This is a genomic window from Bradyrhizobium sp. B124, assembly GCF_038967635.1.
GTDB lineage: Bacteria > Pseudomonadota > Alphaproteobacteria > Rhizobiales > Xanthobacteraceae > Bradyrhizobium.
The window spans coordinates 4,702,431-4,717,306 of the sequence record NZ_CP152413.1 but is presented as its reverse complement, the minus strand read 5'-3'; the positions used below and the strand labels follow the sequence as shown (position 1 = coordinate 4,717,306).

Genomic DNA, 14,876 nt, shown 5'->3' with positions numbered 1-14,876 from the left:
GCCGGGGCCTGGGTTCTGGTTCTAGTGAGAATCGAAACTCCGGCCGGTTGGCATTTGTTGCAACAAGAAGCGAGTCGCCGAGATGGCCATGGATGAGACGACGATCGATCGGCTGAACGCCACCGCCACCGCCTTTCCGCGCCATGAGCAGACCTTTCCGACCCTGACGGCGCACGAGATCGAGCGGATGCGCCGCTTCGGCGAGCCGCGGTCGTACAAGGACGGCGAGGCGCTGTTCGAGACCGGCAAGCCGGGGCCCGGCATGTTCGTGGTGCTGTCGGGCAGCGTGTCGATCTCCCAGCGCGATGGCCTCGGCCGTGTCACGCCGATCATCGACCAGGGGCCGGGGCAATTCCTTGCCGAGATCGGCCAGCTCTCAGGCCGCGCCGCGCTGGTCGACGGCCATGCCGAGGGCCCCGTCGAGACGCTGTTGCTGCCGCCCGAGCGGCTGCGCGCGCTGCTGGTTGCCGAGGCCGACCTCGGCGAGCGCATCATGCGCGCGCTGATCCTGCGCCGCGTCAGCCTGATCCAGGGCGGCGCCGGCGGGCCGGTGCTGATCGGCTCCGCGTCGGTCGGCAACATGGCACCGCTGCAGAATTTCCTGGCGCGCAACGGCCAGCCGCATCACGTCCTCGATCCCGAGACCGACAAGGATGCGGCCGACCTCGTCGCGCGCTATTCGCCGACGCGCGCCGAGCTGCCGCTGGTGGTCTGTCCGAACGGCACGGTGCTGCGCAATCCGTCCGAGACCGCGCTTGCGATGGCGCTCGGCATGATCGGCAACAGCGCACATGAGAAGCTCTACGACGTCGCCGTGGTCGGCAGCGGCCCGGCCGGGCTCGCCACCGCGGTCTATGCGGCCTCCGAGGGGCTGTCGGTCGCGGTGTTCGATTCCCGTGCTTTCGGCGGCCAGGCCGGCGCCAGCGCGCGGATCGAAAACTATCTGGGCTTCCCGACCGGGATCTCGGGCCAGGCGCTGGCCGGGCGCGCCTTCAACCAGGCGCAGAAATTCGGCGCCGAGATGCTGATCCCGGTCTCGATCAAATCGCTCGACTGCTCGAAGGCGTCGGGCGCGTTCACGCTCGCCACCGGCTGCGGGCACACGCTGCGCGCCAAGTCGGTGGTGGTCGCGAGCGGCGCGCGCTATCGCCGGCCGGCGATCGACAATCTCGAGAATTATGAGGGCCGCGGCGTCTGGTACTGGGCCTCGCCGATCGAGGCGCGGCTGTGCGCCCAGCAGGACGTCGTGCTGGTCGGCGGCGGCAACTCCGCAGGCCAGGCGGCGGTGTTCCTGTCGGCGCATGCGCGCAGGGTCAACATGATGATCCGCGGCGGCGGGCTCGGGGCCAGCATGTCGCGCTATTTGATCGAGCGCATCGAGGCGACGCCGAACATCGAGTTGATGTTCAACACCGAGGTGACCGGGCTCGAAGGCGCGGAGACGCTGGAGCGCGTGCGCTGGCGCAGCCGGCTCGCGCCCGACGAGTTCACCATGGACATCCGCAATCTCTTCCTGTTCGTCGGCGCCGATCCGGCGACCGGCTGGCTCGAGGGCTGCGGGGTGCAGGTCGATCGCGGCGGCTTCGTGATGACCGGCGTGCAGAACGGCGACGGCGCGCCGGCGGTGCCGCTGCTCGAGACCACGGTGCCCGGCGTGTTCGCGGTCGGCGACGTCCGCTCCGGATCGGTCAAGCGCGTCGGCGGCGCGATCGGCGAAGGCGCGCAGGTCGTCGCGGCCCTGCACGGGTATCTCGCCGATGATGGCAGCCCGTCGCTGTAGGGATGATCGATACGACACTATCCCCGTCATCCTGAGGTGGCCGCTTCTTCAGCGGCCCTCGAAGGATGAATCGGCCACCAGCTGGGCCGTTCATCCTTCGAGGCTCGCAAGGGCTCGCGCCTCAGGATGACGGATCAGATAGGCGCGGCAGGTAAAAGGACAGAAAATGACAAAAGGCTGCACCCATATCGCCGGCATCCAGGATGTCACGCCGAGCGCGCTCGGCTGCGAGGAATGCCTGAAGAGCGGCAGCCGCTGGCTGCATTTGCGGATCTGCCGGACTTGCGGCCATGTCGGCTGCTGCGACGACTCGCCGAACCGGCACGCGACGGCGCATTTCCACGCCACCGGCCATCCCGTGATCGAGGGTTACGATCCGCCGGAAGGCTGGGGTTGGTGCTATGTCGACGAGGTGCTGTTCGACCTGTCGAAGCACAAGACCCTGCATAACGGACCGATCCCTCGCTATTATTGATTCAATGTCTCACGAGGCGCACGTGTCGCGGCATGTGGCATCGGTGCGAAATTTTTCGGCAAGTGCCGGCGCCGGCAAATTTTTCATGAGATGTCGGCCGTCCTGCCATCGAACCATGTAGCATTTTTCCCGCACGCATCGTAACCTCGCGCGCGGGTCTCAACGGGGAGTTCGCCACATGACGACGTTAGTGCTTGTGCACGTCATTATCAGCCTGATTGCAATCGTCGCCGGTGTGATCGTGATGTTCGGCCTGCTCGGTTCGCGCGCGATGCCCGGACTGACCGCGATCTTCCTCATCCTCACCATCCTGACCAACGCCACCGGCTTCGTGATTCCGCCTCTGGTGACCGAGAAGCTGCTGCCGTCGCACATCATCGGCGGCCTCTCGCTGGTGCTGCTCGCGATCGCCTGCATCGCGTTGTATGCGATGCAGCTCGAGGGCGCCTGGCGCCCGATCTATATCGTGACCGCGATGGTCTCGCTCTATCTCAACGTCTTCGTGCTGGTCATCCAGAGCTTCCTCAAGGTGCCTGCGCTGCAGGCGCTGGCGCCGGCCGTGCCGCCGAACCCGCCGTCCGGGCCGGTATTTGCGGTGGTGCAGGGCATCGTGCTGGTGTTCTTCGCCGTGGTGATCATCGGTGCATGGCGCCGGTTCAGGCCGGTTACATTCGCCTGATCTGACACATCTGTTCATGCCACGTCATTCCGGGGCACGCGTTAGCGTGAGCCCGGAATCCAGAGTCAATCGATCGAGATTCCGGGTTCGACGTTGCGCGTCGCCCCGGAACGACGCAACGCAACAGGAGGAGCAATCAATGCCCACCATCACCACCAAAGACGGCGTCGAGATCTTCTACAAGGATTGGGGTTCGGGCCAGCCGATCGTGTTCAGCCACGGCTGGCCGCTGTCGTCGGACGATTGGGACGCCCAGATGTTGTTCTTCGTGGGTCACGGCTTTCGCGTGATCGCCCATGACCGCCGCGGCCACGGCCGCTCCGCCCAGGTCGCCGACGGCCATGACATGGATCACTACGCCGACGACCTCGCGACCGTCACCGCGCATCTCGACCTGAAGAACGCCGTCCATGTCGGCCATTCCACCGGCGGCGGCGAGGTGGTGCATTACATCGCCCGCCACGGCGAGAGCCGGGTGGCAAAGGCCGCGATCCTCAGCGCGGTGCCGCCGTTGATGGTGCAGACCGCGGCCAACCCCGGCGGCCTGCCGAAATCGGTGTTCGACGGCCTGCAGGCGCAGCTCGCGGCCAACCGCTCGCAGTTCTACCGCGATCTCCCGGCCGGGCCGTTCTACGGCTACAACCGGCCCGGCGCGAAACCGTCGGAAGCCGTGATCCAGAACTGGTGGCGGCAGGGCATGATGGGCGGAGCCAAGGCGCATTACGACGGCATCGTCGCATTCTCGCAGACCGACTTCACCGAGGATCTGAAGAAAATCAATGTGCCGGTGCTGGTGATGCATGGCGACGACGACCAGATCGTGCCCTATGCCGATTCCGCCCCGCTCTCGGCCAAGCTCCTGAAGAACGGCACGCTGAAGACCTACAAGGGTTTTCCGCACGGCATGCCGACGACCGAAGCCGAGACGATCAACAAGGATCTGCTGGCGTTCATCAAGGGCTGACGGGCGGCTGCGCGGTAGGCTGCGCGTCTCAACATCGCGCAGCTTCACCGACACCTAAGTGAGGGAGCCTGTCCGTCGTGCTCACCTCACGAAAGATCACGCGCTCATATATCGTCCTGTGACACGGTCCTTGCCGTTGGATCGCAGTCGCCGAAAAGGAGCACATTGCATGAAAGTCATCCTGTTCGGCGCGACCGGCATGGTCGGGCAGGGCGTGCTGCGCGAGTGCCTGCTCGATCCCGGCGTCGAACGCGTGCTGGCGGTCGGGCGCAGCCCGACCGGGCAGCGCGATCCAAAGCTCGTCGAGTTGATCCATGACGATTTCGTCGACTACAGCGCGATCGAGCCGCAGCTCACCGGCCATGACGCATGCTTCTTCTGCCTCGGCGTCTCCTCGATCGGCATGGACGAGACGCGCTACCGGCATCTGACCTACGACATCACGCTGGCGGCGGCGACGACGCTGGCGCGGCTCAATCCCGGCATGGTGTTCACCTATGTCACGGGCCGCAGCACCGATTCCACCGAACAAGGCCCGCTGATGTGGGCGCGGGTGAAGGGCAAGACCGAGAACGACCTGCTCAAGCTGCCGTTCAAGGCCGCCTACATGTTCCGGCCCGCCGGTATCCAGCCGCTGCACGGGGTCCGCTCGAAGACCGGCTGGGTGCAGGCGATCTATGTCGCGACCTCGCCGCTGCTGTCGTTCCTGGTCCACGTTGCCCCGAGCTACATGACCACATCGGAACAGCTCGGCCGCGCCATGCTCAAGGTGGCCCGCGACGGCTACCCGAGGCCAGTGCTGGAGAGCGAGGACATCAACAGCCTCTGATGGGCGGCGGCAGGGCCGGTTCCCTCGAGCCGGATTTCCTTCGGCCACGTGCTATCTCCGGCGGCCGAAGGCGTTATAACCACCGTCATGTCCCCACCCGCACCGCTGAAACTGATCGCCCTCGATGCCGATGACCTCGCGGTGATCTCCGCCCATGTACAGGACGCCCGCGTCCAGCCCGCCGACATCGTCTGGCGCCAGGACGAGAAACGCCTCGTGGTCGGCCTGAACCGGCTGGACTGGGAGCAGACCTTGGCCGGTGTCACGTCTTCGCGCCGGCTGATCGCCGCACTCAGGTTCGACCGGGTGCTGGCATGCAAGTCGCGCAACATCGACCTGGAGGCCCCGGAGGCCACCCTGGAACTGCTCGGGATCGAATTCCACGCCTCCGACCCGCCGGGCGGCAGCGCGCTGCTGATGTTCGGCCAGGGTGCGGCGCTGCGGCTCGATGTCGAGTGCCTGGAGTGCGAATTGACCGATCTCGGGCCCGACGATCTCGGGGTGGGGCCGGGTTGATTCTTGGTCGTCCCTGCTTTCGCAGGGACGACAGCAATTTCAACCTCCCTTGAAGGGTTGACGGCCATTATCCGCCGCGCCATTGAGCAGGGACCCGAATTCCTCTTCAGAAAGCCGCCATGCCCGTTCGCCTGGACCGACAGAGCGCCGATTTCGAGCAACGCTTCCGCGAGTTCCTGGCGGCCAAGCGCGAGGTATCGGCCGACGTCGAGCGCGCCACCCGCGCCATCGTCGACGACGTGGCGGCCCGCGGCGATGCGGCGCTGCTCGAGGCGACAAAAAAGTTCGACCGGCTCGAACTCGACGCCGCCGGCCTGCGCATCACCGCCGCCGAGATCGACGCTGCGGTTGCGGCCTGCGATGCCAAGACCGTCGAGGCGTTGACATTCGCGCGCGACCGGATCGAGACCTTTCACCGCCGCCAGCTGCCCAAGGACGAGCGCTTCACCGATGCCGCCGGGGTCGAGCTCGGCTGGCGCTGGAGCGCGGTCGATGCGGTCGGGCTCTACGTGCCCGGCGGCACCGCGGCCTATCCGTCCTCGGTGCTGATGAATGCGGTGCCGGCCCGGGTCGCCGGCGTGCCGCGGGTCGTGATGGTGGTGCCAGCGCCGGACGGCAAGCTCAACCCGCTGGTGCTCGCAGCAGCAGGTCTGGGCGGCGTCTCGGAAATCTATCGGGTCGGCGGCGCCCAGGCGGTGGCGGCGCTGGCCTACGGCACCGCGACGATCGCGCCGGTCGCCAAGATCGTCGGCCCCGGCAACGCCTATGTCGCCGCCGCCAAGCGGCTGGTGTTCGGCAAGGTCGGCATCGACATGATCGCCGGCCCCTCCGAGGTGCTGGTCATTGCCGACGACACCGGCAATGCGGACTGGATCGCGGCCGATCTGCTGGCGCAGGCTGAGCATGACGTCAGCGCGCAGTCGATCCTGATCACCGACAGCCCACGGCTCGCGGCCGATGTCGAGCGCGCGGTCGAGGCGCAGCTTGCGACGCTGCCGCGTGCGGCGATCGCGCGCGCCTCGTGGGACGACTTTGGCGCGATCATCATGGTCGCAAAACTCGACGATGCGGTCGAACTCGCCAATGCGATCGCGGCCGAGCACCTGGAGATCATGACCGCGGACGCCGAGGGCCTGTCGAAAAAGGTCCGCAACGCCGGGGCGATTTTCCTCGGGCCCCATACGCCCGAGGCGATCGGCGACTATGTCGGCGGCTCCAACCATGTGCTGCCGACCGCGCGCTCGGCGCGGTTCTCCTCGGGCCTCGGGGTGCTTGACTTCATGAAGCGAACCTCGATCCTGCGGTGCGGGCCGGATCAGCTTCGTGCGCTCGGGCCCGCCGCGATGACGCTCGGCCAGGCCGAGGGTCTCGATGCCCATTCACGTTCCGTCGGATTGCGCCTCAACCTCTCATGAACAAGCCACCAGACGACGAGGATTCCAACAATCGCATCGTCGCGGTGACGCTCGACGAGGAATCGATCGGCCGTTCCGGCCCCGACATCGAGCATGAGCGGGCGATCGCCATCTACGACCTGGTCGAGCAAAACCTGTTCGCACCCGAAGGCGCAGCCGGGCCGGGGCCCTATACCCTGCATATCGCGATCACCGGCAACCGGCTGATGTTCGATATCAGGAAAGAGGACGGCGCGCCCGTGGTGGCGCATCTCTTGTCGCTGACGCCGTTCCGCCGCGTCGTGAAGGACTACTTCATGATCTGCGACAGCTACTATCAGGCGATCCGTACCGCGACACCGGACAAGATCGAGGCCATCGACATGGGCCGCCGCGGCATCCATGACGAGGGCTCGCGCACGCTTCAGGAGCGGCTCAAGGGCAAGGTGCGCGTCGATTTCGAGACCGCGCGGCGGCTGTTCACGCTGATCACTGTGCTGCACTGGAAGGGTGAAGGCGCATGATCCCGACCCGGAGGGCCGCGTTAGCGCAAAGTGGGTACCGGTTTTCGGATCAGATCATGCGCCAAGAAAAGAGGCGCATGATCCCGATGATGATCGCCGCCTCGGCAGACGACGGGGGCGTACCCCGGTCGAAAAAAGCCTGATCGCATGGAAGCGCCGCGCGCGCGCTCCCCGCAGGCCGTGCTGTTCGCATGCGGCCACAACGCCGTGCGCTCGCCGATGGCCGAAAGCCTGCTGCAGCAGATGTTCCCGCAAGGCGTCTATGTCCGCTCCGCCGGCGTGAAGAAGGGCGAACTCGATCCGTTCGCGGTCGCCGTGATGGCCGAGTTCGGCCAGGACATTTCCGGCCACAAGCCGCAGACCTTCGAGGAGCTCGAGGACTGGGAGGGGCTGAACTTCGACCTCATCATCACGCTGTCGCCCGAGGCACACCACAAGGCGCTGGATCTGACCCGGACGCTCGCCGCCGCTGTCGAATACTGGCCGACCCCTGATCCGACCGGCACCAGCGGCAATCGCGAGCAGAAGCTCGCCGCCTATCGCGAGGTTTGCGACGGCCTGTTGATGCGCATCCGCCGCCGTTTCACCAAGGCCGGCGTGGCAAACTTGTGAGGCTCCGCGCAGGGACCCGCGTGTTCCGATTCGCAAGGTCGGCCCCTTGTCGCCAGACTGACAAACAGCTGTGCTTATGGGGCCTTGTCGCCCACGGGGAAGCGCGATTCGCGGCCGGTTCCAAGGTTGTGCATCGATGCCCCATCCGATAGGTTCCGCCCGCGTCCGTCCCCCCGATTCAGCCCAAAAGCCCGCATGCTAGGCCGTCCCAAATTCGTTCTTGCTTCCGGTTCGCCGCGGCGGCTGGCCCTGCTCAACCAGGCCGGCATCGAGCCCGACGCGCTGCGTCCGGCCGATGTCGACGAGACCCCGCGGCGGGGTGAGTTGCCGCGCGCCTGCGCCAACCGCCTGGCGCGTGCGAAAGCGGACGCGGCGCTGAAGTCGGTGCAGCTCGACGACGATCTGCGCGGCTCCTTCATCATCTCCGCCGACACCGTGGTCGCGGTCGGCCGCCGCATCCTGCCGAAGGCCAATCTGGTCGACGAGGCCGCGCAGTGCCTGCGCCTGCTGTCGGGCCGCAACCACCGCGTCTACACCGCGATCTGCGTGGTGACGCCGCGCGAGGCGTTCCGCCAGCGCCTGGTCGAAACCCGCGTGCGCTTCAAGCGGCTCAGCGACGACGACATCCAGGCCTATATCGGCTCCGGCGAATGGCGCGGCAAAGCCGGCGGCTACGCCGTGCAGGGCATCGCTGGATCCTTCGTGGTCAAGATGGTCGGCTCCTACACCAACGTGGTCGGCCTGCCGCTCTACGAGACCGTGACCCTGCTTAGCGGCGAAGGCTTTCCGATCCGCCACGGCTGGCTCAACGCCGTCGCGGTGTGAGGCATCCAGTTTCGCGTAGCGACGGCAGTCGATAGCCGGATGCGATAGCCCTTCCCAGGGGCGCGCTGCCAAAATATCGAAAACAACCCCATGCACAGTAGCCGGCGACTGCCGGCGTTCGACGCGGCACCTTGGCTCGTCAAGCAGCGATGGAGCGCAGCGGAACATGCGGCAGATGATGTAAGCTCCGGCCCAGCCATGACCGACCAAACCCGAACACCCCCGGCCACCGCGCGCGCCTGCCCGATCTGCGGCAAGCCCGCCCAGCAGGCCTTTCTCCCGTTCTGCTCCTCGCGCTGCCGCGACGTCGACCTCAACCGCTGGCTCAGCGGCCGCTACGTCGTTCCCGGCCGCGAGGACGACGTGGAGGACCCCGAATAGCCAAGATTTCCCAACAAGTTGGGGAAACAACGCCAGGCGGGCGGTGCCCGGCAAAGCGTTTCGCGAAGGCGGGTGGACACAGCGCCCCGACCTCTCTATAAACCGCCCGCTCGCTGCGGCCTTTTCGGCCCCGCGGGTTTGCCCAGGTAGCTCAGTTGGTAGAGCATGCGACTGAAAATCGCAGTGTCGGTGGTTCGATCCCGCCCCTGGGCACCAAACTACGATATTCTACGAGAATGTACGATGCAGCTCCGGTTTGGGAGCGCAATGTCGCTCGACGACTGATGGATCGCAGCACGCTGCATTGGCGGAGCCGGTCACTGGGCGAGGGCCCATTCCTAGAACGGGCAGTGACGGAACGACCGCTTGGCGCAAAGCGGCGGCCCTTTCAGCCGTGTTTGCTGGCATCATTGACGTCCCTCCTCTGCGCGACGGAAGTTTGAGTCATGCGGTCGGTAACGCGGCAATCACAAGTGACGCGCCGACACCTATGACGCAGGAGGAATGTGCCGGCTTCATAGTGACATTGGAGGTTGCTTCTCTGGCAGAAACCATCGCGCAGTGATGAGAGCGGGCAAGCTAGAAGGCCGCGTGCTCCAACCGTTCGCGCAGGCGCGGAACCACAAAATCGACGAAGGCGCGCAGTTTCAACGGCAAGCGGTTCTGCTTGTCATAGACGAGATGCACGGGCCGCGGCGCAGGCTCGAAAGCATCGAGAACGATCGCCAGCCGGCCGCTCCGTACATAGTCCTCGACCTGATACGAGTTCGTGCGGATAAGACCCGCTCCGCCTAGCCCCGCTTCAATCGCGGCGTCGATCGTATTCACGCTCAGGCGCGAGCGGAAAGACGTGGTGATTTCGGATCCTTCGGACTCGAATATCCATGTGGTCGGCGAGGAGACGCCGTCGAAGGAAATGACGCTGTGTCGCGCCAGATCGTCGGGCGTTTTGGGAACGCCGTTCGCGGCCATGTAATCCGGAGCCGCGCATACCAGCCGCCGGACCGAACCCAGGCGCGTCGCGATCAAGCTGCTGTCCGGCAACTCACCGATACGAAGCGCGACATCAACCTGGTCATCCAGGAAATGCGTGACCCGGTCGGTGAGGACCAAGTTTACCGCGACTTCGGGAAACGCGGAGAGGAAACGCGTCACCGCGGGCAGCATGTGCATCCGTCCGAACATGATGGGCGCGGTGACCGCCAGCTCACCCTTTGGCTCCGTGTACTCGCCGGAGGCCGCGCGTTCGGCTTCCGTCAATTGCTCCAGGATCGACTTCGCAGCCGTGACGTAGGAGCGCCCGGCCGGCGTCATTTCCAGGCCCTTGGCCGATCTGATCAGAAGGGTCGCGTTCAGGTGGGTTTCCAGTTCGGCGACCTTGCGGCTGACGGTGGCCAGCGGAAGCCGAAGGTGCCGGCTGGCTTTGGAAAGGCTGCCGCACTCCACGGCTGCCAGCAGGGTCGTCATGGCTTCAAGTCGGTCCAAGGGCTTCCATCCAGCGAGAGGTCTCCTCCCGAAGATATCGACTATCGGCCATCCATGGAAGGTTTCAAAAGGTCGGCCATAGACACGACGACGGGCGGCGCCGCCGCCCGCAGGATGTCCCAACCGCCGAGGAACGACCATGAACACCCGAATTTTCCATCGGACAGCAACCGTCAATGGCCGCAAGATCTTCTACCGGGAGGCGGGCGATCCTGCGGCACCGACCATCTTGCTGCTTCATGGTCTGCCGACCAGCAGTCAGATGTTCCGGGAACTGATGCCGGCTCTGGCTGACCGCTTCCACCTTGTCGCTCCGGATTACATCGGCTTCGGCCATTCCGACGCCCCGTCGAACAAGGAATTCACCTACACCTTCGACAACTTGGCGGCGCACGTCTCTGGGTTGGTCGACGTTTTGAAGCTCGATTCGTACATCCTTTACATGCAGGACTACGGCGGCCCGATTGGCTTGCGCCTGTTCACGGAGCGCCCCGATCGGGTGAAGGGCTTCATCATCCAGAATGCCAACGCCTACATGGAAGGCGTCGGCGATGCTCCCAAGGGCGTGCTCCTGCCCCTGTGGGAGAAGCGCACGCCGGAAACCGAGAAGCCGGCACGCGACTTCGTCAGCCTGGAAGGCACCAAGTTTCACTGGCTGGTTGGCGCCAAGGATCCGGAGGCGATCAACCCGGACAACTGGGTGCTCGATCAGGCGCTGCTCGATCGGCCCGGCGTGCAGGACTACCAGGTCGACCTGCTGGAGAACTACAAGACCAACATCGCGCTCTATCCCGAGTGGCAGGCCGCCTTTCGTGCTCACAAGCCGAAGACGCTGATCGTCTGGGGCAAGCACGATCCGTTCTTCATTCCGCCCGGCGCTCGTGCGTATCTCAACGATCTGCCCGACGCCAAGCTGGTCTGGCTCGATGCCGGGCACTTCGTGCTCGACGAGAACGCTCCGCAGGTGGCGGCCGAGATCAAGGCTGTGTTCGCCGCCTGACTGCGGTCCTCGCATTGGCCGGTCGCCGTTACCAGACGGCCGGCCTTGGTGTTCTTTGCAGGAGTCCGATCATGAAGAAAATACTCGCTACCGCGTTTCTAGCGGCGAGCACTGCGCTTTCCTCATCCGCCGGCATGGCAGGCGCGCAAACGGTGCCGTCGATCTCGTCGACGACGACCTACCATAAGGTGACGGTCGACGGGCTGAAGATCTTCTACCGCGAGGCCGGCCCGAAGGACGCGCCGACCATCCTGCTGCTGCACGGCTATCCTTCCTCGTCCCGGATGTTCGCGACGCTGATTCCGCTCTTGGCGGACCGCTATCATCTCGTCGCGCCGGACTATCCGGGCTTCGGCGAGAGCGATGCGCCGCCCGCGACTGAGTTCCGCTACACCTTCGATCACCTGGCGCAGATCATCGATGGCTTCACGCAGCAACTCGGATTGCGTAGTTACGTGCTGTACAACAACGATTATGGCGGTCCGATCGGCATGCGCTTGGCCGTCGCCCATCCCGAGCGCGTGAAGGCGATCATCGTCCAGAACGCGGTGGCGCATGATGAGGGACTGGGACCGGCTTGGGATATCCGCAAAGCCTTCTGGAAAGACCGGTCGGCCTACGAAGACAAGGTCATCCCCGGCTTCACATCGCTGGAAGGCGCGAAGGGCCGGCGTCTCGGCTCGACGCCGCATTCGGACCGATATGATCCGGAGGCGTGGGAGTGGGAAGGGGCTCACCTTGCGCAGCCGGGCCAACGTCAGATCCAGTCCGATCTGTTCTACGACTACCAGACCAACGTTGCGAGCTATGCGTCGTGGCAGGATTGGCTGAAGCGCCACCATCCGCCGTTGCTCGTTTTGTGGGGCAAGTACGACCCGTCCTTCGCGCTGCCCGGAGCGGAGGCCTACAAGCGTGATGTACCCGATGCGGAAGTCCACATGCTGGACGGCGGCCACTTCGCCCTCGACGAAGCGGTGGATGAAGCCGCGACGCTGATCCGTGCTTTCCTTGCGAAACGCGGAATCTAGCCTTTGATTCCAAGCATTCGGGAATGCTCGGAATTGACCTGTCGAAGTGGGAACGAGCGAGTTGCTGCGCGCTCTTCATCTCACCTGCCACAACGAGAACAACGGATGCCAATGCTGAAGCGTATCAGTCGTTTTCCTGCAAAAGGGTTGTTCGCCGAGGATCTGCCCGAAATCGACGTAGCCAGCGGACGTGGTCTTTCCCACGACCGGACGTTCGCGCTTGCCTTGGCCGATACCGATTTCGACGAGGCAAATCCGCGTCCCATTCCCAAGACAAAATTCGCCGTCCTGGCCCGCTTCGCTCGACTGGCCGCACTGCAAACCGCGTTCGATATTCCGACTTCGACCCTCTCGTTGCTACATGCGGGTTCTGTTCTCGCGGAGGGTAGTCTCGAGACGACAAGCGGTCGAGAAACGGTGGAAAAGGCGATCGACGAATTCATGGGTGGCGATCTCAACGGTCGACCGCGCGTGGTCAAGGGCAACGGTCATCGCTTCACCGACGTCAGCGTACATTCTCCGGTGTTGATGGAAGCCGTATCCCTGATCAATCTTTCGACCGTGCGCGAGCTGGAGAACAGGCTTCAAAGGCCCGTTGATCCGAGACGTTTTCGCGGCAACCTGCTGGTGGATGGCATCGATCCCTGGTCCGAGATGGATCTGATCGACCGCGAATTCCGGATCGGCGATGTCACCGTCAGAGGCGTTCGGCGGACGAAACGTTGCCCGGCCACGGAGGTCAATCCGGATACGGCCGAGAGAGACATCCGTGTCCCGCTGGAGTTGCGCGAACACTTTGGTCATGGCGATCTCGGGATTTATGTCACGATCGCGTCGGACGGCATTCTTCGGGTCGGCGATCGCCTTGTACTTCCGGCATGACGGCATGCTTCTAGCGACGCTTTGACGGTCGTGCGTTCAACCGGGTTGCGACCGCACGACCGGAAAATCAATGTCTGTCTTGGCAACTTCGTTCAGGTAGTTGGTGAAAATGTTTTCTGCGACCAGCGCGACGATCTCGACGATCTGGGCGTCGTCGTAACCTGCGAGCCTGACAGCGGCGATGTCGTCGTCGCCGACCCGGCCGCGTTGATCGGCCACCTTAGCAGCGAAATTCACTACGGCTTCCGCTTTGACGCTCTTCGAGCCGCCCTTCCGATTCAGTGCGATCTCGTCGGGAGATAATTTCGCGATATTGGTTGCGAGATAGCTGTGAGCCGATAAGCAGTAGTCTGAACCGTTCACCTGGGCTACCGCTAGGGCGATCCGTTCGCGCGTCTTCGCATCCAGCGTCCCGGATAGTCCTTCCTGAAAAGCGGCGAACGCTCCAAGTGCGGCAGGACTGCTGCCGATCAGACGGCAGAAATTGGGGACGACGCCGAGCTTTCGATAGATGCTGTCCAGGATCGGCTTGCTGGCTGGCGGCGCATCGTCGCGGGTCGATATCCGCAGTCGGGGCATGAGCTACTCCTTCAAGGGGCCAACCGACCGGCGAATACGCCGATCGCTTGCTTCGTGGGCCGCCCGGATTCAGATTTGATCGGCGGCATTCGGGTCGACTACCGTTCGCCGGTCCGGCTCGCGACGGACTCGATGCGCTGGCGTGTGTCTTTCATCAATTCCGCCAACTGCCCGATCACCATGTAACGGATGTGCGTCGGCGCGGTATCTGCGTTTCCAGCGTCGAAAGGAGGGGCCGGGGCATATTCCAACGCCAGCTGGACGCACTGGGCCGCGTCCGCGCCGCGCAACTCGGAGATCAGTGTCAAGGCGAAGTCCGCGCCTGCGGTGACGCCGCCGCCCGTGATGATGTTCTCATCGCGCACGACGCGCGCCTTCTCAGGTGTGGCGCCGAATGCCGATAGCATATCGAGCCACGCCCAGTGCGAGGCCGCGCGGCGCCCCTTGAGCAGACCAGCAGCCCCAAGGATCAGAGATCCAGAGCAGACGGAGGTCAGATAGGTGGCGGTGCCAGCCAAACGGCGCACGGCGCTCAGGAAGCGCGAATCTTCCATTGCGTCGATGCAGCCCAAGCCGCCCGGAACGCAGATGACGTCGCACCGTTCGATGGCCTCCAGGTCGGCGAGCTTGTCGAAGGAGAGTCCGCTGGAAGTTACCGGAGTTCCGCCGATGGACGCGACGACCACCGTGATGTCGGGGATCATCGTCAGAAATTGGTGTGGGGCGGTGAAATCAAGCTGCGTCACTTCATTGTAGACGGGGATCACGACGACGGTCATGGGATGTCTCCTCGAAAGCCGTGCTCATCGACGGCCAAGGTTGTTGCTGAATGACTTTGCGGATGGTTTGAGATCAGTCCGATCGCGAGCTTGCGGCGATCGTGTACTTCACGACGCTTCTTCCACTCGCGGGAGGGGCGACAG

Annotated in this window: 17 protein-coding genes and 1 tRNA gene; 15 read left to right on the top strand and 3 right to left on the bottom strand. The window is 64.5% G+C overall.

The window, feature by feature from the left end; genetic code table 11:
• Window positions 1-82: 82 nt before the first annotated feature.
• The 12 genes from AAFG13_RS22555 to AAFG13_RS22500 all read left to right on the top strand — a co-directional run bounded on the left by AAFG13_RS22555 (window position 83) and on the right by AAFG13_RS22500 (window position 9,195).
• The gene (locus AAFG13_RS22555) at window positions 83-1,780 is read left to right on the top strand and encodes an FAD-dependent oxidoreductase (RefSeq protein WP_342708255.1); all 1,698 of its coding nucleotides are present in this window, start codon (window positions 83-85) and stop codon (window positions 1,778-1,780) included.
• A 166-nt stretch (window positions 1,781-1,946) separates the two neighbouring features.
• Complete coding sequence (locus tag AAFG13_RS22550; RefSeq protein WP_342708254.1) at window positions 1,947-2,255, top strand: UBP-type zinc finger domain-containing protein; 309 nt, start codon at window positions 1,947-1,949, stop codon at window positions 2,253-2,255.
• Between the two features lie 178 nt (window positions 2,256-2,433).
• Window positions 2,434-2,934 (top strand): hypothetical protein, encoded by a 501-nt coding sequence (locus AAFG13_RS22545; protein ID WP_212317197.1) that lies wholly within the window; start codon window positions 2,434-2,436, stop codon window positions 2,932-2,934.
• 139 nt (window positions 2,935-3,073) lie between these two features.
• Window positions 3,074-3,898: an alpha/beta hydrolase gene (locus AAFG13_RS22540; RefSeq protein WP_212317199.1), complete on the top strand. Its 825-nt coding sequence runs from the start codon at window positions 3,074-3,076 to the stop codon at window positions 3,896-3,898.
• A gap of 169 nt (window positions 3,899-4,067) precedes the next feature.
• Window positions 4,068-4,727 (top strand): epimerase, encoded by a 660-nt coding sequence (locus AAFG13_RS22535; RefSeq protein WP_342708253.1) that lies wholly within the window; start codon window positions 4,068-4,070, stop codon window positions 4,725-4,727.
• An 87-nt stretch (window positions 4,728-4,814) separates the two neighbouring features.
• Complete coding sequence (locus tag AAFG13_RS22530) at window positions 4,815-5,243, top strand: DUF2948 family protein (RefSeq protein ID WP_212317202.1); 429 nt, start codon at window positions 4,815-4,817, stop codon at window positions 5,241-5,243.
• A gap of 119 nt (window positions 5,244-5,362) precedes the next feature.
• Window positions 5,363-6,658 (top strand): histidinol dehydrogenase, encoded by a 1,296-nt coding sequence (gene hisD, locus AAFG13_RS22525; RefSeq protein WP_342708252.1) that lies wholly within the window; start codon window positions 5,363-5,365, stop codon window positions 6,656-6,658.
• The gene (locus AAFG13_RS22520; protein ID WP_092123128.1) at window positions 6,655-7,161 is read left to right on the top strand and encodes a UPF0262 family protein; all 507 of its coding nucleotides are present in this window, start codon (window positions 6,655-6,657) and stop codon (window positions 7,159-7,161) included. The genes hisD and AAFG13_RS22520 overlap by 4 nt, the downstream gene beginning before the upstream one ends.
• A 147-nt stretch (window positions 7,162-7,308) precedes the next feature.
• On the top strand, window positions 7,309-7,773 hold the full coding sequence (locus tag AAFG13_RS22515; RefSeq protein WP_212317204.1) for a low molecular weight phosphatase family protein: 465 nt from the start codon (window positions 7,309-7,311) through the stop codon (window positions 7,771-7,773).
• A 195-nt stretch (window positions 7,774-7,968) separates the two neighbouring features.
• A complete protein-coding gene (locus AAFG13_RS22510; RefSeq protein ID WP_342708251.1) occupies window positions 7,969-8,598 on the top strand; it encodes a Maf-like protein in 630 nt (209 codons plus the stop codon).
• A gap of 198 nt (window positions 8,599-8,796) precedes the next feature.
• Window positions 8,797-8,979, top strand: coding sequence for a DNA gyrase inhibitor YacG (gene yacG / locus AAFG13_RS22505; protein WP_342708250.1), 183 nt, complete (start codon window positions 8,797-8,799; stop codon window positions 8,977-8,979).
• A gap of 140 nt (window positions 8,980-9,119) precedes the next feature.
• Window positions 9,120-9,195: transfer RNA gene (locus tag AAFG13_RS22500), tRNA-Phe, on the top strand.
• Between the two features lie 363 nt (window positions 9,196-9,558).
• Here AAFG13_RS22500 and AAFG13_RS22495 read toward each other — a convergent pair.
• A complete protein-coding gene (locus AAFG13_RS22495) occupies window positions 9,559-10,464 on the bottom strand; it encodes a LysR family transcriptional regulator (protein WP_342708249.1) in 906 nt (301 codons plus the stop codon).
• A 139-nt stretch (window positions 10,465-10,603) separates the two neighbouring features.
• Here AAFG13_RS22495 and AAFG13_RS22490 point away from each other — a divergent pair, with 139 nt between their 5' ends.
• The 3 genes from AAFG13_RS22490 to AAFG13_RS22480 all read left to right on the top strand — a co-directional run bounded on the left by AAFG13_RS22490 (window position 10,604) and on the right by AAFG13_RS22480 (window position 13,374).
• Entirely contained in the window at window positions 10,604-11,464 is an 861-nt protein-coding gene (locus tag AAFG13_RS22490; protein WP_212317207.1) for an alpha/beta fold hydrolase, read from the top strand.
• A 71-nt stretch (window positions 11,465-11,535) separates the two neighbouring features.
• Window positions 11,536-12,492 (top strand): alpha/beta hydrolase, encoded by a 957-nt coding sequence (locus tag AAFG13_RS22485; protein WP_342708248.1) that lies wholly within the window; start codon window positions 11,536-11,538, stop codon window positions 12,490-12,492.
• Window positions 12,493-12,597: 105 nt separating this feature from the next.
• Complete coding sequence (locus AAFG13_RS22480; RefSeq protein ID WP_342708247.1) at window positions 12,598-13,374, top strand: MOSC domain-containing protein; 777 nt, start codon at window positions 12,598-12,600, stop codon at window positions 13,372-13,374.
• A gap of 36 nt (window positions 13,375-13,410) precedes the next feature.
• Here AAFG13_RS22480 and AAFG13_RS22475 read toward each other — a convergent pair whose 3' ends face one another.
• Window positions 13,411-13,953 carry a carboxymuconolactone decarboxylase family protein gene (locus AAFG13_RS22475; RefSeq protein WP_342708246.1) on the bottom strand — a complete coding sequence of 181 codons (543 nt, stop codon included), beginning with the start codon at window positions 13,951-13,953 and terminating at the stop codon, window positions 13,411-13,413.
• A 98-nt stretch (window positions 13,954-14,051) separates the two neighbouring features.
• The gene (locus AAFG13_RS22470) at window positions 14,052-14,732 is read right to left on the bottom strand and encodes a DJ-1/PfpI family protein (protein ID WP_342708245.1); all 681 of its coding nucleotides are present in this window, start codon (window positions 14,730-14,732) and stop codon (window positions 14,052-14,054) included.
• Between the last annotated feature and the right edge of the window lie 144 nt (window positions 14,733-14,876).